The organism is Candidatus Protochlamydia naegleriophila, from assembly GCF_001499655.1.
GTDB classification, from domain to species: domain Bacteria; phylum Chlamydiota; class Chlamydiia; order Chlamydiales; family Parachlamydiaceae; genus Protochlamydia; species Protochlamydia naegleriophila.
This window is the reverse complement of record NZ_LN879502.1, coordinates 289,103-309,496: the sequence shown is the minus strand read 5'-3', so window position 1 is coordinate 309,496 and position 20,394 is coordinate 289,103. Positions and strand designations below refer to the sequence as shown.

Below are 20,394 nucleotides of genomic sequence, written 5' to 3'. Positions count from 1 at the left end.
TCCTCAATAATTAGAAGGCAAATTATCTAAGCAAGAGTAGGTAGAAGCCCGTTTTGCCTCTCCTGTCCTGAAAAAGATCTCTAATGTATTTGCCGATTTCTTGGTTAGGCACAATGAAAGTAGAGCCAAAAGCAATCAGATGGCAGGGGACAGCATCTTTTCTGCTCAGCCTGATGCTCAAAAGCATGGAGTGATAACAAGGCTGCTCAAGACAGTCATTTCCCCTTTGAAGCGATCTGAAACGTCTCAATCTGATACTACGACAACCCGAACAACGCTTCAGGAAGAAGTGTGACAAAATAGCGAAAAGTTGAATCATCTAGGGCTTAGAGATGAGGATAGGCAAGAATTGAGAGAAGGGCTGCAATGGGCAAGGCTACTTTAAAGACTGATCTTGCAAGCGGACCTCATTTCCAGAAAATGGCTCAGCGCAAAACAAAACAAGTTTGGCGTCATACATCCAATCATCAGCACGCCTATTTTACGCCTATGAAGGGAACATTCGATCGCGTTTAATTGATACCGAGGACAATCAGATAACAGACTCCAATTTAGCCCTCGAAATGGCGGAAGTAGAGGCAGAAATGCGCATTAATGGGGTAAAACGCAATCCTTAAAAAGGGAAATTACTCAAAGGCTTAACCGCCAAACATCCGGATAATAAGGCGCAGGTAAAAATCAACAAACTAGACACCTTGCTTAGAGCCATGACTCAATCAGATCTTGCTAGCAGGCCTTCTTTACAGCAGGTGAATGAGGAGCTGCGTCAAATTCTCTAAACCTAGCAATCGGGGCCTAAGCTCTCTTCTTTTCACGAACCATTTCTAAAAAATATTGATGAATGGTAGGATCGCCTGTCAATTCCGGATGAAAGGAAGCTCCCAATAAATGCCCTTGCCGAACTAAGATGGGCTCTCCTTGATAAGAAGCCAGCACTTTAACCTCCTCTCCATTCGCCCTAATTCTTGGTGCCCGAATGAAGAAAGCATGAAAGATCTTGTCATGTCCAGATGCCAAATGAAGGCCTACAGACGCCTGAAAAGACTCTACCTGCCGCCCATAGGCATTGCGTTCAACGGTAATGTCGAGCAGTCCTAAAGGTTTCATTGTAGATAATTGAACGCTGGATGACATTAAAATCAGACCAGCACATGTGCCAAAAAGGGGTCTTTCCTGAGCAAAATCCTGAAGCGCCTCTTTCATTTTAATAAAGTCGAGCTGGCGCAACATGACGGTGGACTCCCCTCCAGGAATAATGAGTGCATCGCACCCTTCCAGCTCTTGAGGAGTACGCACCTGGCATACTTGAATGCCGAGCGACCGTAGCATGTCTTCATGTTTAGCAAAATCGCCTTGCAAGGCTAATACCCCGACCAACATTAATTCTACCAGCCTCTTTGCGCCATTAATTCTTCTCTTTTCAACTGACGAATATCCAATCCCTTCATGGCATCAAGCAATCCCATAGAGATCTTAGCAAGCATCTCCGGGTCATTGTAAAACGTTGCCGCACCAACAATTGCACGGGCGCGTTGAGCCGGATCTTGCGATTTAAAAATGCCCGATCCTACAAAAACAGACTGCGCTCCGAGCTGCATCATGAGTGCTGCATCGGCAGGTGTTGCAATACCTCCGGCAGCAAAATTAGGAACTGGCAAGACCCCAGTTTTGGCAACGAGTTGAACCAGATGGAAGGGAGCGCCCAAACGCTTAGCTTCTGCCATGAGTTCCGCAGAATCCATAGTCATGAGGCGGCGAATTTCGCGATTTACTGTGCGCATGTGCCTGACAGCTTCAACGATGTTGCCTGTGCCTGCTTCGCCTTTCGTGCGAATCATAGCAGCGCCTTCGCCAATGCGTCTTAATGCCTCTCCAAGATCTCTACAGCCGCAAACAAAAGGAGCCTTAAAGAGATGCTTGTCGATGTGATTTTCTTCGTCAGCAGGTGTTAAGACTTCGCTTTCGTCTATAAAGTCGACTTGCAAAGACTCTAAAATCTGCGCTTCGACAAAGTGGCCAATGCGGCATTTAGCCATGACAGGAATAGAAACAGTCTCTTGAATTTTCTGGATAAGTTCTGGATTAGACATTCTGGCAATTCCGCCTTGCGCGCGGATATCGGAGGGAATTCTTTCCAAGGCCATGACAGCGACAGCTCCTGCATCCTCGGCAATTTTCGCTTGTTCTGGATTGGTGACATCCATGATAACTCCACCCTTAAGCATCTCTGCTAGGGCAACTTTGACTTCAAACGACCCTTTTTCGACTTGGCTTGCATTTTCTTTTGTCATAGTACCTGTCTCTTTAAAGTTGTAAAAAAGGATTGCTGGACTGATTAAATAAATTGCCTTTCTTGCGGCGCTTCAGTTCAGTACGCACGGAAAATAACAAATCTTGATCAAAATCTTTATTAGAAATCCACTGCAAATACTGCAAGGGAATTTCTTTTAGGGGACGTCCCTTATGTTTACCAAGCGGCATCGTGCTCATCATAATCGGTTTTGAAAGAGCTTCAAACAGTTGCTCAGTCGTACGATAGCGCTTAGCCAAATGCTTAAACACTTCTTTATTGACAATGACATCACTCATGGCACGATGCGCTCCCTCTACCGGAACATTAAAATGCTTGCGCAAGTATTCAAGCGAGTTGACAGGGCTTTCCCCATACAAACGAGCCATTCTCAATGTATCTAAAAATCGATTTTTGCGAATTTTGCATGGAATACCATGCCTTTCTGCTGCCGTTGCCAAAATATCAATGTCAAAGCCCACTCCGTGGCCGATGATAATATGGTCCCCGATCATTTTTAGAACATCCGGTAAAACCTGCGTAATAGTAGGCTTATCCATCACCATGTCTTGGGTAATATGATGAATGGCAATCGATGTTTCTGGAATGGGGCATTCAGGATTCACCAGGCTTTCCATCTGCTCGTAAACTTGGCTTCCATCAAAACACATGACAGCCACTTCAATGACACGATCTTGCTGCGCATCCAATCCCGTTGTTTCACAATCAATACATACAAATTTTTGTTTTTCTATATCCGGCATAATGTCTTATTCTTGTTTCTCTTCGTCTTGTAAAGCATCTTGGATCATGTTCATGAGTTCTTTTCTTCCTCTGTTTTTGGGAACAGAGTAATAGAGGTAATGCAAGTTCATCAAATTTAATTCTTTCAAAATCTTTTCTGTATTCTGCTTGAGCTCTTTTTGATTGACCTTGTCAATTTTCGTAATGACTAAAATCACGGCCTTCTCATTGTGGAGAACCCATTCTAAAAACTGAAGATCTTCGTCATTCGGAATGCGGCGCACATCAAGCAAAAATAAAATGAGCTTTAGGCTCTCGCGCTTTTCCAAATAAGCACGTACCATGGGCCCCCATTCTTTCTTAACGGATGCAGGAACTTTGGCATATCCGTACCCAGGCAAATCGGCAAAGGCGATTTCATCGTTCATCGTAAAAAAATTCAAATGCTGCGTCTTACCAGGAGTTGCCGACGTCTTGACTAAGTGCTTAGCTTCAAACAGGTGGTTGAGCAAGCTTGATTTACCCACATTCGATCGGCCCACGACAGCAATCTCTGGCAAAATAGTGCCCGACTGGGAGCGGATAACTGGGTAATCTTTGGGCTGAACAGCCGTTTTAATAAACCTAGCCTGTACTGTTTTTTTCATGACGCATCCTTCTTGACAATCTTAATGCTTCTGCGATCCTCTGCTTCGTGAGCCATTGTCACAAAAATACAGGTGGGGGGGAAAAGGGAGGTAATCCTCTCAGACCATTCAATGCAGCAAATTCCATCGGCCTCAAAGTATTCGTCAAATCCCATGCTCAAAAATTCATCCGCATCCCGCAAGCGGTATAAATCAAAATGATAAACCGTCTTTGCTCCCTCGTAAATATTTAGATAGGTAAAAGTTGGGCTCTGAACAGCTGCGGGGTGGAGCTGAGCCGCTCCTGCAACGACTCCTTTAATAAAGGTCGTTTTACCAGCTGCCAAATCTCCAAAGAAACAGACAACAGCATTGAGCGGTAGCTGTGAACCAAATGCTTGCCCAAGAGCAAAAGTCTCTTCAGCAGAGCTCGAGAAATAATCTTCTACGATCGACATGTACTTATCACAAAACTTGCAGGAGTAATACCCAATGAGCTGAAGAGCCGATTGGGTATCAACGGAGTTAATCTTCGGCCTCTACCCAACGTTCGACATAGGGAAGAAAAGTATCAAATTCGGCCAAGGCTTCTACGAAAGCTGTGATTTTGTCTTCTACCAAATGCTTCTGGATAAAAGCTAAAAAGTGATCTTCAATTTTGAATTTATTCTGATTTTGAACTTCAACTAATGACAACTTTTTCAAATAGTTGCGTTTAAAGTCCTCTACCACGGCCTCTTTACTGTTAAAGAGCTTGCCGCTCAAAACAGACGAATAGACAACTTTTTTAATAGCTTCTTTACGCGTTTTTGTCTTGTCAATATAACTCTTGATAACATCGGGATCTTCTGACACAAAAAAGCGCTTAACCCGAAGTCCGCCAATTCGCTCTGTATTTTCTGGGCACTTTGAAACCCAATCATAAATGGCATCTTGAGGGTTTGGGTGAGTATTGTCACCAAATACCTTTCCTGTAAACGGGCAAATGTAGATTTTCTTCGTTTCCTCGTTTACACTGGCATGCCCAAAACCAATTTTAATTTCTGTTTCATGCCAAAGCTTGCCTTCACTTTCCAACTGGCGTACAGCATCGTCAGCACCTTGATAAATGATTTTATCTTTGGGAAAAAGTACCGGCTGAAGGTGAAACTTGTGCTCAATAAAACACAAATAAGTGTTGATCAATTCCGCTGGGCGATTTTCATCAAGAAATTGTTCTAACACTTTTTTTTGTTCATCTGTTATGACAACTTTTGTCATCGAAACCTCTCACCGGAAATTTAAAGAAATTAAACTTAATAATGCGATTACTGTAATAAGAGTAGCCTGTAAAGTATTATCATTCAAGACAATTTTCACTTGACTCAAAAAGGAAAAGACGATGCTAACCATCCAAGAAATAGCAGTGACCGGTTATGAAAAAGTAATTGAAGCTCAAGACCCTGAAGTCGGATTACACTGCTTTATCTCCGTCCACAACACAAAGCTTGGACCAAGCATGGGCGGCACGCGCATCTATCCTTATCAAACCCGTGAAGAGGCCTTAGAAGATGTGCTTCGCCTTTCAAAAGCAATGACCTATAAATCGGCTCTCGCAGAAAACGGGTTGGGGGGAGGCAAGAGTGTCATCATCGCCAACTCTAAAACGGAAAAAACGACCCCTCTCTTGCTTCGCTTTGCCGAAGTCATCGATTCTTTAAAAGGGCAATACATTGCAGCCGAAGATGTGGGATCAACTACCGAAGATATGGCTGTCATCCGCCAAAAAACACCCTACGTCGGAGCCTTGCCCACAGAAAAAAGCAGCGGCGATCCGAGTCGCTTTACGGCTTGGGGCGTCTATCGAGGCATGCGGGCGGTCGCAAAAAAACTATGGAATGAGGAATGCCTCAGAAAAAAAATCATTGCCATTCAAGGACTCGGCAATGTCGGCAGCAAGCTTGCCAATATTTTATTTTGGGAAGGAGCTTACCTCATTCTCTGCGACAAGGACTCAAAGGTCTCCCACGAACAGGCCCTGCTCTACGGGGCGCAAGTGATAGATCCAGCAAATTTTGCAAACCTGCGCTGCGACATTTTGGCACCATGCGCGCTCGGCGGAACAATCAACGACCAAACAATCCCCGAACTTCACTGTAAAGCCATTGCGGGGTCCGCTAACAATCAGCTCCTCCGATCAGAGAATGGACGGGAACTCATGCGCCGCGGCATTTTATACGCTCCTGACTACGTCATCAATGCAGGCGGTATTATTAACGCGGCCAGCGAATTCGATCAGCGGGGCTACGACCCCAAAACGTCACGCGACAGAGTCAACAACATTTACGATACGCTTCTCACGATTTTTAGTAAGGCCGAAAAAGAGCATAAGCCGACCAATCAAGTGGCTGATGAACTCGCTGACTATAAATTGAACCATCTGATTGGCCAGCGCGCTCATCCTGTCGCCTTCGAAAAAATGAGATAATCAAAGGGCTCTTCACTCACTCGCAGGGCATCATTCGATATCTCGCTCCGCTAATCAAAGAGATTCGCAGCCCTCTCTACTCACGATGCACTCACTCCCCGTATAGCTGATTCGCATGCGATCGCCTGGCTCATAGGGCTCATTCAAAAAGGCTTTGGCTATTAAAGCAGCCAGATCGTACTTAATGACGCGCTGTAAAGGACGGGCACCCAATTGCTCATGATAGCCTTTGGCCTGCACATACTGAACAACGGATTCATCAAAGGAAATCATGACTTGCTTTTGCTTAAAAATGTTTTTTGCAAGGGCATTCAACTTGAGCCTAGCAATCGCCTCGACCATCTCAGGAGTAAGTCCATGGAAAACCACCGGTTCAATTCGATTGTAAAATTCGGGTGATAATGCTTTGATCAACTCTTCCTCAACTACATAGAGCGCCTCTTCATAAGAAAAAGGATGCTGGGCTAAAATGATTTTACTGCCAATGTTAGTGGTCGCAATAAAAAGGCAATTGCGGCAATCAATGTATTGCCCAGTGGCGCTCGTAAAATACCCCTCGTCAAAGATATGGAGGAATAAAGAACGAACCGTCTCATCCGACTTTTCAATCTCATCCAATAACACAATCGACCGAGGCTGCTTCAAAATCGCATTGCTTAAAATACCCCCTTTTTCAGACTCCTTATAGCCATGCGATATCCCAATCAGGCGATTCAACCCCTCGTGCCCCTTGTATTCGGACATATCAAAGCGAAGAAGGCGGGCTTCATCCTGGAAAAGCTGGCAAGCCAGCTCTTTGGCCAATTCAGTTTTACCCACTCCCGTCGGTCCAATGTAAAGAAAGGCTGCAATAGGCTTGGAAGGGTCTTGAATGCCGGCATAATGGCATAAAAGGGCATCCGTAGTCATTCTAACCGCTTGCTTCTGCCCTATAATTTTTTGAGACAAATTAGCCTCTAAGTCTAAAATATTGGGCGCCGGCGTCTCTTCCAATTCTTTCGCTGGAGACCAGGGCCACCAGCCTTGCACCATCCACTCACTATATACTGGACCCTCAGCATTCAAAATCTCTGATCGCATCAATAAAGGGCTTAAAATGAGGCAACATAATAAACTATTAATACTCTTCAACACTGCTTACCCCAATTACTCTAAAATGAAAAGGATATTAACATCTCAATACTTTCAATGAAAACGAAATCTAAAAACAGACAAATAATTCATTGACCGTAAATTCTATTTAGACAAAAAGATTAAAAAAGGCCTGTTTATTACAAAGCCTCAAATCATAGCTAATAAAGTTTAAAATACCTTTAATATTAACAAATAGGAAGATCATGAATGAGTTTAGCCCTATGAGCCCAACGAACTTGTTTTGCAGTTCGTTTGACTTTGAGCTCGATTCCAAGTGGTTTGAAGCTCAAGAAAGTTTTGAATCAATCTTCGAAGAGAATTCGCACGAGCCTTTCACTCCCGATCATCTACCGGATGATCAAACATTTCTGGCTCAGTCACAGCTCTTATCTGCCCAACCCAATCTACAATCTTTTTTGCATGGTGATTTCCAGCCTCTACCATCTCTCAATAGCAATCAAGAGCATCCCTTTCTTGCGTCCCCTTTTTTTAAAGCATCGATAGCCCAGGTGCAGACAGATACTAAAACAGATTCAATGCCAGAAAACAAGAAACCTAAGAAAGCCTCCTCTAACTCTTCTAGCAGAGTGGAAGAATCCAGTGAGCACATTTCGGATGATGTGAATATGAATAAAAAGGAGCGAAGAAAAATGCTCAACAGGATATCGGCCCGCAAGAGTCGCGAAAAGGTTAAGGCCAAGCTGGATCGATTCAAGGCCCTTCTCGAAAAGGTAAAAGCGACCGTCGAAAAACACCCCTCTATTTTTCTTGATCTTTTAAATTCCAAGGAAGAAGACGCTCACTTTATTGAAAAAGCCCTGCTCATGAGCCTTGAAAAAATCAGTGAGCAAGAGCAACTTCTTAAAAAACAGTAAGCATTTCTCCACGATAAGCGGCATCCTATAGATCTTATAGGCCGCCGCTTTTTCCATTCAATTTCTGGCAAACAATTACCATTTCAGTTATCAAAAAAAACATTTATCATTTTCTCTCTCAACTACATAAGAGGCTAGAGCGAATAATGAATAATAATAGTCTATTCATCCTCCCGCACTTTTTTTCACCCGTCATTTTAACTCAAAGTGAAATGAGTGTTTTTAATGATCAGGGCGCAGATGATGAATCCCTATTCAACCAGTACGATCAATTATTATATCCGATCCAGACAGATCTCCCTTTTCTAACGATTCAGCAAGCGTTGAAAAATCGATCAACTCGCATTTAAGCAAGCAAAAACGTCCTACAAGGCTACAAGTTCCCTACTCTGCGGCTCAGGCAACGTTCGATGAAGAGAGCGAACAAGACTATTGCACTCAAACTCTGAGCAAACTAGCCTTACTCATCAAAGCCAATCCCAATCTTTTCTCAAAGCAAGGGGGTTTATTGCATACGGCAGAACTCGAGTATAAGGAATTTCTTGAAATGGCTTTTGAAGACTTGATTAAAAAAAATGATTGTTTACAAATAAGACTTTCGCCCCCATTTTTTCGCGACATCCTCATAGAAAATGCGTTGGCCATTTCAACGATCTTACAGCCAACCTCAAAACAAGCAACTCAGCCAACCCATCAGAAGTCTTCATTCTCTCTTTACTTTGAAAATCTTTCTCCCTCATTTCACGTCTCTTTCCCTTCGAATCCTCCTCTCACACATGCGATCGAAGCTCAAAGTCCTTGCCCTTTAAATCTTCTGCAAGAAACCCTGGAAGATTTAGAAGGGCGGATTCGAGACCTCATAAAAGAAAATACCAGCATTTTTTCCAATTTCGACATGCCCCTTGATCGCTCTTTAATCGAGAATGCATTCTTGCACTGCATAACCAAAATCCGCAATCTTCAAATTCGGCTCAATTTTTTGTAAAAACAAAGCGATACACCTTTAATAACGGCCAGCAAGTGGCAAAAAATGTAAAAAAAATTTAAGATTAACTTCAGATTTTGGGAACGAACAATGATTTGAGTTTTACTTTCATCCCTGTTAATCTTAAAGCAATTAAAATCTTCTTTTCTTAACTTCCATTAATTTGAGTCATTCTTTTTATGCATAGCCTTTTAACTACTTTAATCGATCTTTTCCAACAAGCGACCTTGAAAGCATTTCCAGACATTCGCACATTAGATCCCTCTTTCCAAGCCGAAATCACGCCCAGTACGCAAGAGAAATTTGGCCACTATCAATACAACTCGGCCATGAAGCTGTCTAAACTCCTCAAGCACCCGCCCCGTCAAATTGCAGAAAGCATTGTCAGTCACTTGGACTCTTCCGGCATCGTCGCTAAAACTGAAATTGCAGGGCCCGGATTCATCAATGTCACTTTAGATCCAGCTTATCTCTCAAACGGAGCCGACACTCTCCTTCGTGATTCTCATTTAGGGATCGATGTTCCTTCTCAACCTCAGCGGATCATCATTGACTTTTCATCGCCAAATGTCGCTAAAGAAATGCATGTAGGCCATCTCCGTTCTACAATCATTGGCGACAGTTTAGCCCGTTTATTCGAATTTTTGGGACACGATGTCGTCAGGCTCAATCACTTAGGTGATTGGGGTACAGCATTCGGCATGTTGATTGCTTATATGAAAGAAGAGGCTCCGGATGTTTTAGCCGGAAAGCAAAGAACAGACTTGACACATCTTGTCAATTGGTATCGTGCCTCAAAGAAAAAATTTGATGAGGATGCAGATTTTAAAAGGCGCTCTCAGTTGGAGGTTGTCGCACTGCAGCAAGGGCAGCTTCAAGCTAGGCACGCTTGGCAGATCATATGCGAGATTTCACAAAAGGCTTATCAAGAGATCTACAATTTACTCGATGTGAAGCTGATTGACCGCGGTGAATCCTTTTACAATGCATTTTTAGCCGAAACCGTTGCAGATTTAGAAAAAAAGGGATTGGTCGAGATTTCAAATGGAGCTAAATGCATTTTTGTAGAAGGCTTTCAAAACCGAGATGGCGAAACCATGCCTCTAATGATTCAAAAATCAGATGGCGGCTATAACTACGACACAACCGATATGGCAGCCATTTACCATCGCATCCATCAAGAAAAGGGAGATCGCCTCATTTACGTGACCGATTCTGGACAAAGCACTCATTTTCAAATGATCTTCAAAGCCGCTGAGAAAGCCGGTTATTTAGATCCCCAAAAAGTACGCGTCGACCATGTTCCCTTTGGGCTGGTTCTAGGAGCTGATGGAAAGAAATTTCGCACACGATCTGGAGAAACAGAAAAGCTGATTGATTTGCTCGAAGCGGCGGTCGCTCATGCTGAAAAGATCCTGGCTGAAAGAAATCCTGAAATGGATAGTTCTGAAAGACAGCCGCTGGCACGTGCGCTTGGCATCGGCGCGATTAAATATGCCGACCTATCTTGCAATCGCGTTGGAGATTATACATTCAGCTATGACCGCATGCTGCGCTTTGAAGGCAATACTGCCGCTTTTCTCATGTATGCTTACGTGCGCACTGCTGGAATTAAGAGGAGGCTAAAAATCGATCCTCTCTCTATTATGGGCAATACTCGCATCCAGCTCGAACATCCATCTGAAATTGAGCTTGGACTTCATTTACTCCGCTTCAACGACACCCTAAACATGATGGCCAATGACCTGCTCCCCAACCGCCTAACCGACTACCTCTACACATTGTCCGAAAAATTCAATGCCTTTTTCCGCGATTGCCGCGTCGAAGGAAGCCCTCAACAAAATGAGCGCCTCCTATTATGCGAAGCAACAGCCAAGGTACTCAAACAAGGCTTGACGATTTTAGGTGTGCCAACCGTCGATAAGATGTAAGACAGCGCCATCCTATTTTGGAGAGTGAATGATGCGTGCCAATCAATCGCTCTCCGAGCTCTCATTTTTTTATTCCGTTACCCATAGTGAGCGGAATGAGAGCTCGGAGAGCGATTGTCTCGCCAGTTAATTCCCTCCACTCATCGAATTATAGGGGCGTTTTGTGGGGCTCCCCTGAAATCTCTCTAACGTAGCGAGGAATGGCATATCCGGATAATCTTTTAGCCAATTCCTTTATAAGTGCTAGCCCCTTTTCTTCTTCCACCTCAAAATGAGCTGTCCCTTGTACCCGATCTAGCTGGTGAAGATAGTAAGGCAAGATCCCTCGATTCGATAATGCTTCGCAAAGCTCTTCCAAGACGGCTACATCATCATTGACCCCTTTGAGCAAAACTGCCTGGTTCAGCAAAACACAGCCAAGCTTTTGCAACGCCTTCAAACGCCCAAAAATCTCTTCATCCAATTCTCTTGGATGGTTGCAATGGATGACAATATACAGCTGCTTCGAACAAGCCTCGAGAAGGCTCAACAAACGATCATCGATCCGCTCCGGTATCCCTATTGGAAACCTGGTGTGAAAGCGAATGCGCTTAACATGGGCAATGCCATCTAATTGAACTAGCAGTTCTTCTAAAAGTTCGTTGGAAAGCGACAGCGGATCACCCCCACTCAAAATGACTTCATGGATCGAGCTGTCTTCTCTAATCGTTTTCAACTCTTCTAAAAAAGATTTATCTTCCACCTCGTAGGAGAAGTTTTGTCTAAAGCAATAGCGGCAATGCATGGCACAAGCGCTCGTACAAACAAGCAAGACTCTTCCATGATATTTATGTAAAAGCTTAGGAGCCTTGCGACAAAGCTCATCACCAACTGGATCGACAACAAAAAGCGGATGGTTATCCGTTTCCTGCTTCGTTGGCAAAAATTGCTTTACCAACGGATCTTCGAGTGACCCTTTTGCCATCTTTTGAGCCAGACGCAAAGGAACATTAATCGGAAAACCTGGTTTTACCAGCAACTGCTGACGCTGATCGTCTGTCAGCTCAAGATAGTCGGCTAAAGCCTCCACCCGATTAAAATTTTTCCTCAGCAGGAGACGCCAAGGAGCTGGAGAAGAAAGAGGAGATGAATGAAACATAAAAGTTAAACTACGCTGCCTGCTAAGATTCCAAAACTGTTCAAAATTATGAATGCGATTTAAATCTATAAAAGAATGGGTCTAATTCTAAGTCTTTAGAGATAATTAATAAATAAAAAGAGAAGTTTTATACACAAAACACTGTAGTGTTCTGTGTATAAAAGAATGGATAGTGCTTATTCAGATTGGCTCAAAACAGGCGACAGCAAATGAAGAGAAGACTTTACTGGCACTCTTTCAGTGCGAACATTTTTCTCTTCTTCAACCAGCATAACGTCTGCACCCAAATTGCCCAATTTGCCCACAAAGTTTTCATAGCCCCGCTCAATAAAAGGAAGGCCTGAAATGGTGCTCGTATCTGAGGCGATTAAAGCCGCCATGATGTAGGCAAAACCGGCTCTTAAGTCAGGAATGCAAATCTCTTTTCCAACTAATGGAGTCGCCCCTTTTACAATGACGCTATGGCAAAAACTTTGCGAAGCAAAGCGGCATTGCTTACCTCCAAGACACTGCCTGAACAGCGTCACATCGGCTCCCATCTCTCTTAACGTATCTGTGTAACCAAAACGGTTTTCATAAACAGTCTCGTGAACGACAGAAGTACCCGTCGCTTGAGTCAATAAGACGACGAAAGGCTGCTGCCAATCGGTCATGAAACCAGGATGAACATCTGTTTCCAAATGGAGCCCGCCTTGCAATGGGCCGTCATAGAAAAATTCGATCCCGTTGCTGCGAATGTCAAACCCACCTCCCACTTCACGCAATTTGTTTAAAAACGTGATCATGTTAAGATGCTGAGCCCCTTCGACAAAGACCCGCCCTTTCGAGCTAATGGCCGCCATGCCCCAAGAAGCTGCTTCAATGCGATCTGGAATGACTGTATGCTCAACTTCATAAAACCGGCGCGTCCCTTGAATGCGGATCGTACGGTCGACATCAATCGTAATAATCGCGCCAAGCTTTTGCAAAAATAGAATCAATTCAACAATTTCTGGCTCAATCGCAGCATTTTTAATGATGGTCATGCCGCGCGCCGTCACACCCGCCAAAATTGTATTCTCTGTGGCCCCGACAGAAGGATAAGGAAGCGTAATAACAGTTCCCTTTAACCCATTATGCGCGTGCGCAAAATAGGCCCCTTCCCTTTTCATGCCGCGATATTCGATGACTGCCCCAAGCTGCTCTAAAGCCTGAATATGAAAATCTACCGGACGTTGACCGATTGGACATCCACCAGCCGTAGGAACGATAATATCTTGGTCTGTGCGTCCAAGTAGTGCTCCAATCATCAAAATCGGAATGCGATTGGATCCGGAAAAGCGTTGAGGCACGTAGGATGTCTTCAGCTCTTTCGTAATGACTTCCATCGTCCCTGCTTGCCGATCCCACTTCACTTCCATTCCAATTTCTTCGCAAAGTGAAACAGTTACTTCGACATCTCCAATATTGGGAACGTTGTAAAATGTACAGCGCTTGTCTGATAAAAGAGAAGCCACCAGTAATTTAGTCATCGCATTTTTGGCACCAGCTGCCTTCACATGCCCATTTAGAGGCGTCCCGCCTGTAATTTTCAATACGCTCATTCCCACTACCCGCTCGTCTAGCATTTAAGTTTTACTTACTTGTCTACCACTTGGAGAGAAAAAAACTAACATGAGTTGCGCGTTATACGCAATCAACAAATACTATTTATTTATTTTCAAATAAGGTGTAACTGTTTTGCTACATTTTTTACAGGAAAAACAAAAATAAAAATCTAAAGCGATTACAAACAGCCCGCTTATTCAGCAAAAGATTGATTACAATCAAATGAAATCATTTAGCTTTTCATCAGCGAAGGTCTGAATAAGGCCTGCTTCATATTCGGATAAGACGAGTTTGCGTTTGAAGGTGCGAATGGGATTTTGACTGTCTTTGGTATAGACTTCTAAGGGAAGCAAGGCCGGCCGAGGGTCTTCGCTCGGTGCAAATGCCAGACGAATCACTTGGTCTGGAAACCAGCGTTGTTGGAGGCGCAGTGCAACTAAAGACATGGTTTGCCGAGCATTGATTTCGACAATTGGGTACAGTTTGATTTGCAGGCTTTTTGGGCAGCGGTAAAGCAAGGCATCGATCCCCACATGACCGAAAAAACCCTTCTCAAAGAGGTCTTTCAAGGCTTCTTGAGCGGCCTTCAAATGCGCATTTAAATGGCACAAAAGTGGCCCAAAGAGTAGATTGTCTGGCCCCACAAGAGTGCCAAGATAGGCACCATGTGGATCTGTTTCGAAAACGGTCGATCCAAGCAGGCGACATTGGCCGTCGGGGTGGATCATCCATTGTGTGCTAAAGTCAAAGCAGCGGTCCAGCCAAGGCTCAGCCACGACTGGGCGTCCCTCGTTCCATTCTTTCTCGCAAAAATTCAGTAAGCCTTGCAATGGGGCCTCTTGATGGACGACTCGGTTACCTTTTCCAGATAATCCAAAGCACGTTTTTAAAACCTTTGATCCAGGCACTTGCTTAAGCCAAGCACTTAACTCTTGAGCGCTGGTAATCAAAGCGGCGTCTTCTAATGAGGTATAGCGGAAGCTAAAAGATTTACTGTTAATCTCTTTGATCATTTGCCAATCGGTAGGGGCATAATAGATCATTTCTCTTTCTTTAGCCCATCTCTGTACTTGCTGAGAAGAGCCCCAGGAAAGACAATTGTGCCCTCTAAAAGGCTCCATACCGTCTAGATGAGCAAGAGAGGGTAGCTCAACCCCTTTTCTCCAGCTTACGTTTTGCAGGGCATCTAAAAAGAGCTGCGACGGAAAAGCTGCGACAGCCACGAGATCTCCTTGAGCCGCATATAAAAGAGGCAAAAATTGAAGTTGCATGCAAAGGGCGTTACGGCTCCATTGCCGAGCTAAAGGCTGATTATGCAGATTGGCAAGCTCGAATTCAAAATCAGTATTGGCTAAATGGACCGCTTTCATGAATAAATCACAGTATAAAGTTTGCAAAACACCCTTAATGGCAAGGCAAAAAGCCTTTTTTATCTTTTATTTAAAAGACAATTACAAGATCATACTCGCTAATATTTTTACTTTAAAACATTAAAAACCTGACCTAAGAAATAGGTAATGAATGAATCCACTTGGACCAAATTATTATAATTTTTATAACCCTGTTTTTCAAGAAACAAACTCTAATGAGAACTTGAGCGCTGATATAGAAAAACCGTCTTTGAATGAAGTTGAAGAACAGGCTTTAAATTTAAATGAAGGGAATGCTCCGCATCCTCTTGAGCCAATTGCTACAAACTTAGTCTCAGAACGTCCAGATTGGGTACCGCAAACAGCTGTTTCCAAAATCGGAACATTGAGTGCGCAAACTTTTCTATATTTGCTTGACAAGCAACAAATCGCACAAGAAAAGGGAGAAGCTTTAAAATGGTTTTTTCAACAACGAAAATTCCCTCCTGTAGTTAGCTGCGATTCTTTTAATATCCCCGCCTGGATTGATCTTACGCGGTTGGATACGCCAGTTGATAGAGAAGGATATGCAACCACCTTCAGTGAACATGGCTCACAGAATTCTAAGTTCATTCAGGATACACACCTTCTCTCTATTTTTCCTGTTAACACCATTCGTTATTTAGATCCCAGATCGGACGCTCCAGCTAGCATCTATCCCGTTGGCATCTATTCAGATAGCAAGGTCATGATTCAGCAGCAAGCGACAAGAGGTTGTGTTGCAGCCTGTGCCGCTATGATGGTCGAAGATCATCAACGTCAATGTAATTTGCGAAGTTTGATATCAACCAATTTAGCCACCGACGCGCAACTTATCTCATGGCTGAAGGAAGCTGGCCTCGATGCAGCCTTGTATATGATTCAAGGCGGTATTGCGGAATTGGAAAGTTTCATCAAACAACACGGATCAGTTGCTTGTGCGGCTAATGGAGAATTGGGAGGCCATGCAATTATTTTAGATCAAATAGACTCTAACCAAGCCACTATCCGAGATCCTTTCCACGGCTGGCGCATTGCCATTTCAACCCAGCAATTCATCGCGATGGGTGGAACAAATCCCTCAATTGTTTATGTCAAATCGACTCCTAATCCTTAACAATAGCCATTTCAAGCATTTATAGTTAACTATAAGTGCTATTTATTTAGGCGGTTTTTCTTAGGTTTCATTCATACAAGTACTTGGAAAATAGCATGTGAGCATCCTCTTAGAAAGCAAAAAGCATTTTTTCTCTTTCACTTTAAAGGAAGCATGTGAGAACATTTTACCCATATTAAGGAGATATTTATGACTGTTCGTACAGGAATCGGCCAAGATAGCCACCGTTTTCTGCCCATTGATTCTTCCAAGCTGTGCATTATTGGCGGCTTAATTTTTGACGATGCTCCAGGCTTTAATGCCAATTCTGACGGAGATGTTGTGTTTCACGCCATTTGCAATGCCATCACCTCTTTAACAGGAGTCTTGATATTAGGCGACATTGCCGACGATTTATGCTTAAAAGATGGAATCACAGATAGCGAGGTTTACCTGCTGGAAGCCATGAAAACCTTAGGGCGGCAACGCGTAACTCATGTGGCCGTCACCATCGAAGCCAAAAAGCCCAAATTCAAACATCGCCTCCTAGACTTGAGAAAAAATATTGCAAGAGTCATGAAGCTCGATGTTTCCCAAGTCGGCGTCACAGCTACCTCGGGCGAAGGACTCACCGATTTTGGATGCGGAGATGGCGTTCAGGCATTTGCCATCGTCACAACTGTTGAGTCTGTAGAATAAAAGCCTTAGGCAGTCCTAAATAGGTCATGCTCGATTCTCTTCCGCGCTCTTTTATTTTTTGATTCCTTTACCCACCGTTCGCACGGTGGGCTAGATTTTGCAAGAGTCAAGAGTTAAAAAGAGCAAATAAGCTGGCCCAAGTCACACTCATCCGCTCTTTAATGAACCCTCCGAGTCCATTCAGAACTTGCACGCTCTTTATTCTTGCCCTTCATGACTCTTTGCTTTTTCAAACCAGTGGTGATCGCGCAACGCGCTTTCGACAGTTAAAGAAGGATAGCGTGCGACTCCGCCTGTTTGTTTGATAGAGGCAGGCCGGGGAGCCAAATGACTATCTTTGCGCAAATGGATGAAAAAAGGCATCGCATAGCGATCCTTAGATTCTTTTTGGACAACGCGGTGAGGTGTGCTTTTAAATAGGCCATTGGAAAGATTCTCGAGCATATTCGATGCCGAGACGACTAAAAGAGGGCTCTTTTGCTGAATGGCAAGCCACGATCCGTCTGCCTGCTGAATTTCAAGCCCAGGATCCGTAATGCCTGCTATAATCGTTAAAAGGTTTGGATCGCGATGGGGTGCTTTCCAATTCAGATCCGCATGCTTTTCTGGAAGGTAGTGGATGACTCTCAAAATGCTATCGCCCTGATACGTCTCAGCCAATAAAAAATCAGCCCTTTCTCCCATAGCCTCGCTAATTGCCTGTAAAAGAATATTACCCACCTCTTCCAATTGACCATATACTGCTAGCATGTGAGGTTTAAAATCGCATGGCACTGCAGGCCAAAGATTGGGTGCTATGGTATAGGGAAGATCTTGGGGCTGAACAAATTCCCGCCCCACATGCCAATATTCCTGAATGTCAGGTACCTTGCGGCTAGGCTCAAGTTTAAATCCCTTGTACCCCCTATTGAGTAAAAGGCCCTGATAGCGCGCCTTTTCCTGGGCAGGAAGGGAAAAAAAGGCAGCAGCAGATTCATAGGCCCGGTCTATGGCTGTTTGCGAGACAAGCGGCGTCTTAAGAGCAAAAAACCCCTCTTGGTTCAAAGACTCTTTCAGCTCCTTAACGAATACAGCCTTTTGCTGAGCATTGCCCTCTGTATAGTCGCTTAAATTGAGTACTTTGATCTCTGCCCATGAAAATAGGCAAAATAACGAGAAGAAAATCGTTAAAATCTTAGTCATACCCCCCTCTTTCACCCCTCTTTTTGAGTCTGTTGTCTTATAATAAAATAAATTACTATATTGTTTTATAAGACGACAATCGAATTATCCTCCTCTTACGGAAAGAATAATCTTAAACTCTTCATCCTAGGTAGCCCATAGCCTAAATGACGCGCCCTAATAAAGCACAGCTTTCACACTCTCCTCTATAGGAATTTCCTTACCCTTACTTTCCCATGTATAGCCCAGCTGCTGCAATCCATGTATAAAATAAAATTGTTTGAAAGCCTTCGCAAAGACTTCTTTATCATCTCCAGGATACACCCTCCATCCCGTAAGATTCAATTTCTTAAATGTTGACGTAACAGTAATCCCGTTGGAAGTGAGGCTTTTCAACATTGCTTTATCGTAAATAATGACTTCTTTTTCCGGCGTTAATTCAGCAACTATTTGGCATGTATAAGGATGGATTAGGCATTGAATCATTTTTTCTCTCCTAAGGTCAGTTTCGTAAGAAATAATCCTCATAATGAGATTGAAGGCTTTCTATCACATCTTTTAAAGGCGTTTTGACGTCTAAAGCTTGTTTTAATTGCTTCGCCACACAATCGAGCCACTCAAATTGAAAAGTGAACACTTCATTCTCTTTCATGATCAGCTTATAGCGATTTATCGCTGCTGGCGAAAATAAGTCTTCCATTTCAGCTTTAAGAGGTTTCTCAAAGGCAGAAAATTGCAAATACTCTAAACGTAGAGCCCTAATCTCTTTAAACATGAGGCAACTATCGTGGTCAATGCCAACTATGCTAGCCAAGCCGCTTAAATTTTGGAAAAGAAAATTTGCACCATTGCGATCACTATTACTGAAAAGTAAGTCAAAAATGGCAAGTCTATGAAGTTGATTCTCCTCCATCTCTAACTTTTCTACTTCTATCTGTGCTTGCGTATACGCATGTTCTACAAATAGTTGCGCCGAGCCCACCCATTCCTTGATTCCGAGCAAGATTGTTAATGGGATCGGAAATTGTTGATGGTAATTAAGTCGAGAAACGGTGCATTCGGCCCTCACAATCTCCTCCCCTTTTTCATTTTCCGAAATGGGCTTAAAAACCCAATGAGTCTTGCCACCGACATTTAAAAAAAACGTCTGGTTATTGTGCCTCGACCCTTCCCGCATGATTTTTACATCAACGATTGGCAGCTCTTTAATCCCATCCCTAAAAGCCAGTAATTTGGCCTCGTATCGAGCTAAGCTGTCTAAAAATATCTGATGCTGGGTACTCCCTTTCTCAGCCTCGCTTTTCATGACTGCTAATAGCTGGATTTGATAAGACTTGGGCATCTTCAAAAATTTTGCTATCTCGCTGCTTATGTCAGGTTTTTTCTCCACATACTCATCAAGTTTTCTCAGCATCGCATCACATGATTGAAACGGCTCCACAGCCGTCAAAAAATTGCGAAGAGTTGCAAAAACATACGCCGGATGAGGACAGCTCCAGTGATTTGAACTCAATTTGTTTTCACTAAATGATTTAATGGTTGAATCAAATAGAGCCTCGTGAATCAAGCTGACCTCTCCGAGCGTTAAAGGAATAAACTGCATTAGCCTATTGCCTGCCAGCTCGAAACACACATTGGCCGCCTTGGCAAAAAAACCCTCAGGCGGATTGCCTATTAACTCTCTGAGCTTTCCTTCGCTTAGCCGAAAGGCGATAGACAGTTTATTAATGAGCTGTGCTTCATTTAATTTCTTCATGATGCCAACAATCTTTAAATGCGTTGCAATGATCACTTTATCACTCGAGGCTAACAACGGCGGCAATAGTGACCGAATGACTTTGAGTTGAGTAGAATAGGCTTGCAACTCTGCAAATAACAAAGCATTGCCTATGTACTTTCCACAAATGGCCTGTATTTTCTCGCGATGATCAACAACCCTAACATTAATCAATTGATACTCAAGAGTATTTGATTGCGAGCTGTCCATGCTGGAGTTGAGCAACTGCAACTCTTGCGTTAACCTGCTTAGCTCATAAAAAGAATTCAATTTCACTGCAAACTATCCAATTCAATTATTAATTTTTATATCTATTTAAAAACAAAAACCGATTAATATTAATTAAATCAAAGTTTTCAGACACTAACAAAGAAATAGTATATTGAGCATATCCATCAACTTTTTTATTAGAGCGCAGAAAATTAAAAACTATTTAACACTTCATTTTAAATAAAACTTACATTATACTATTAATATAAAAATTTAAGATGCGGTG

At 43.2% G+C, this 20,394-nt stretch carries 22 protein-coding genes; 9 read left to right on the top strand and 13 right to left on the bottom strand.

Annotation, left to right across the window (positions count from 1 at the left end):
- Positions 1–139: 139 nt before the first annotated feature.
- Positions 140–295 (top strand): hypothetical protein, encoded by a 156-nt coding sequence (locus PNK_RS13285; RefSeq protein WP_158021660.1) that lies wholly within the window; start codon positions 140–142, stop codon positions 293–295.
- Positions 296–366: 71 nt separating this feature from the next.
- On the top strand, positions 367–516 hold the full coding sequence (locus PNK_RS13280; protein ID WP_158021659.1) for a hypothetical protein: 150 nt from the start codon (positions 367–369) through the stop codon (positions 514–516).
- A gap of 279 nt (positions 517–795) precedes the next feature.
- Here the strand turns inward: PNK_RS13280 and pdxT are convergent, their stop codons facing one another.
- The 6 genes from pdxT to PNK_RS01225 all read right to left on the bottom strand — a co-directional run bounded on the left by pdxT (position 796) and on the right by PNK_RS01225 (position 4,920).
- Positions 796–1,380 carry a pyridoxal 5'-phosphate synthase glutaminase subunit PdxT gene (pdxT, locus tag PNK_RS01250; protein WP_059059805.1) on the bottom strand — a complete coding sequence of 195 codons (585 nt, stop codon included), beginning with the start codon at positions 1,378–1,380 and terminating at the stop codon, positions 796–798.
- Between the two features lie 5 nt (positions 1,381–1,385).
- Positions 1,386–2,291: a pyridoxal 5'-phosphate synthase lyase subunit PdxS gene (gene pdxS, locus PNK_RS01245; RefSeq protein WP_032124889.1), complete on the bottom strand. Its 906-nt coding sequence runs from the start codon at positions 2,289–2,291 to the stop codon at positions 1,386–1,388.
- A gap of 13 nt (positions 2,292–2,304) precedes the next feature.
- Positions 2,305–3,054 carry a putative quorum-sensing-regulated virulence factor gene (locus PNK_RS01240; RefSeq protein ID WP_032124888.1) on the bottom strand — a complete coding sequence of 250 codons (750 nt, stop codon included), beginning with the start codon at positions 3,052–3,054 and terminating at the stop codon, positions 2,305–2,307.
- Between the two features lie 6 nt (positions 3,055–3,060).
- Entirely contained in the window at positions 3,061–3,681 is a 621-nt protein-coding gene (yihA, locus tag PNK_RS01235; RefSeq protein WP_032124887.1) for a ribosome biogenesis GTP-binding protein YihA/YsxC, read from the bottom strand.
- Complete coding sequence (gene tsaE / locus PNK_RS01230; protein ID WP_059059803.1) at positions 3,678–4,118, bottom strand: tRNA (adenosine(37)-N6)-threonylcarbamoyltransferase complex ATPase subunit type 1 TsaE; 441 nt, start codon at positions 4,116–4,118, stop codon at positions 3,678–3,680. The genes yihA and tsaE overlap by 4 nt, the downstream gene beginning before the upstream one ends.
- A 67-nt stretch (positions 4,119–4,185) precedes the next feature.
- Positions 4,186–4,920, bottom strand: coding sequence for a DUF2709 domain-containing protein (locus PNK_RS01225; protein WP_032124885.1), 735 nt, complete (start codon positions 4,918–4,920; stop codon positions 4,186–4,188).
- A gap of 121 nt (positions 4,921–5,041) precedes the next feature.
- Here PNK_RS01225 and PNK_RS01220 point away from each other — a divergent pair, with 121 nt between their 5' ends.
- On the top strand, positions 5,042–6,127 hold the full coding sequence (locus PNK_RS01220; RefSeq protein WP_032124884.1) for a Glu/Leu/Phe/Val family dehydrogenase: 1,086 nt from the start codon (positions 5,042–5,044) through the stop codon (positions 6,125–6,127).
- A 54-nt stretch (positions 6,128–6,181) separates the two neighbouring features.
- Here the strand turns inward: PNK_RS01220 and PNK_RS01215 are convergent, their stop codons facing one another.
- On the bottom strand, positions 6,182–7,207 hold the full coding sequence (locus PNK_RS01215; RefSeq protein WP_158021658.1) for an AAA family ATPase: 1,026 nt from the start codon (positions 7,205–7,207) through the stop codon (positions 6,182–6,184).
- Between the two features lie 257 nt (positions 7,208–7,464).
- On the opposite strand from PNK_RS01215, the gene PNK_RS01210 reads away from it, so the two are divergent.
- The 4 genes from PNK_RS01210 (at position 7,465) to argS (ending at position 11,052) form a co-directional block, all read left to right on the top strand.
- A complete protein-coding gene (locus PNK_RS01210) occupies positions 7,465–8,136 on the top strand; it encodes a bZIP transcription factor (RefSeq protein WP_059059799.1) in 672 nt (223 codons plus the stop codon).
- Between the two features lie 146 nt (positions 8,137–8,282).
- Positions 8,283–8,486 carry a hypothetical protein gene (locus PNK_RS01205; protein WP_059059797.1) on the top strand — a complete coding sequence of 68 codons (204 nt, stop codon included), beginning with the start codon at positions 8,283–8,285 and terminating at the stop codon, positions 8,484–8,486.
- Between the two features lie 158 nt (positions 8,487–8,644).
- Positions 8,645–9,121, top strand: coding sequence for a hypothetical protein (locus PNK_RS01200; RefSeq protein ID WP_059059794.1), 477 nt, complete (start codon positions 8,645–8,647; stop codon positions 9,119–9,121).
- Between the two features lie 179 nt (positions 9,122–9,300).
- Positions 9,301–11,052, top strand: coding sequence for an arginine--tRNA ligase (gene argS, locus PNK_RS01195; protein ID WP_059059792.1), 1,752 nt, complete (start codon positions 9,301–9,303; stop codon positions 11,050–11,052).
- Positions 11,053–11,200: 148 nt separating this feature from the next.
- Here the strand turns inward: argS and PNK_RS01190 are convergent, their stop codons facing one another.
- The 3 genes from PNK_RS01190 to PNK_RS01180 all read right to left on the bottom strand — a co-directional run bounded on the left by PNK_RS01190 (position 11,201) and on the right by PNK_RS01180 (position 15,174).
- Positions 11,201–12,190: a KamA family radical SAM protein gene (locus tag PNK_RS01190; protein WP_059059790.1), complete on the bottom strand. Its 990-nt coding sequence runs from the start codon at positions 12,188–12,190 to the stop codon at positions 11,201–11,203.
- A 176-nt stretch (positions 12,191–12,366) separates the two neighbouring features.
- Positions 12,367–13,773, bottom strand: coding sequence for a UDP-N-acetylglucosamine 1-carboxyvinyltransferase (murA, locus tag PNK_RS01185; RefSeq protein WP_059062304.1), 1,407 nt, complete (start codon positions 13,771–13,773; stop codon positions 12,367–12,369).
- Positions 13,774–13,995: 222 nt separating this feature from the next.
- Entirely contained in the window at positions 13,996–15,174 is a 1,179-nt protein-coding gene (locus PNK_RS01180; RefSeq protein ID WP_158021657.1) for a hypothetical protein, read from the bottom strand.
- Positions 15,175–15,298: 124 nt separating this feature from the next.
- Between PNK_RS01180 and PNK_RS01175 the strand changes: the two genes are divergently transcribed.
- Positions 15,299–16,282: a cysteine peptidase family C39 domain-containing protein gene (locus tag PNK_RS01175; protein WP_059059786.1), complete on the top strand. Its 984-nt coding sequence runs from the start codon at positions 15,299–15,301 to the stop codon at positions 16,280–16,282.
- A gap of 189 nt (positions 16,283–16,471) precedes the next feature.
- Positions 16,472–16,960 (top strand): 2-C-methyl-D-erythritol 2,4-cyclodiphosphate synthase, encoded by a 489-nt coding sequence (gene ispF, locus PNK_RS01170; protein WP_051981834.1) that lies wholly within the window; start codon positions 16,472–16,474, stop codon positions 16,958–16,960.
- 198 nt (positions 16,961–17,158) lie between these two features.
- Here the strand turns inward: ispF and PNK_RS01165 are convergent, their stop codons facing one another.
- The 3 genes from PNK_RS01165 to PNK_RS01155 form a co-directional block, all read right to left on the bottom strand.
- Positions 17,159–18,142 carry an isopenicillin N synthase family dioxygenase gene (locus PNK_RS01165; RefSeq protein WP_059059784.1) on the bottom strand — a complete coding sequence of 328 codons (984 nt, stop codon included), beginning with the start codon at positions 18,140–18,142 and terminating at the stop codon, positions 17,159–17,161.
- Between the two features lie 156 nt (positions 18,143–18,298).
- Positions 18,299–18,607: a hypothetical protein gene (locus tag PNK_RS01160; protein WP_059059782.1), complete on the bottom strand. Its 309-nt coding sequence runs from the start codon at positions 18,605–18,607 to the stop codon at positions 18,299–18,301.
- A gap of 16 nt (positions 18,608–18,623) precedes the next feature.
- Positions 18,624–20,174, bottom strand: a complete 1,551-nt coding sequence (locus tag PNK_RS01155) for a protein kinase family protein (RefSeq protein WP_059059780.1) — start codon at positions 20,172–20,174, stop codon at positions 18,624–18,626.
- Positions 20,175–20,394 lie beyond the last annotated feature (220 nt).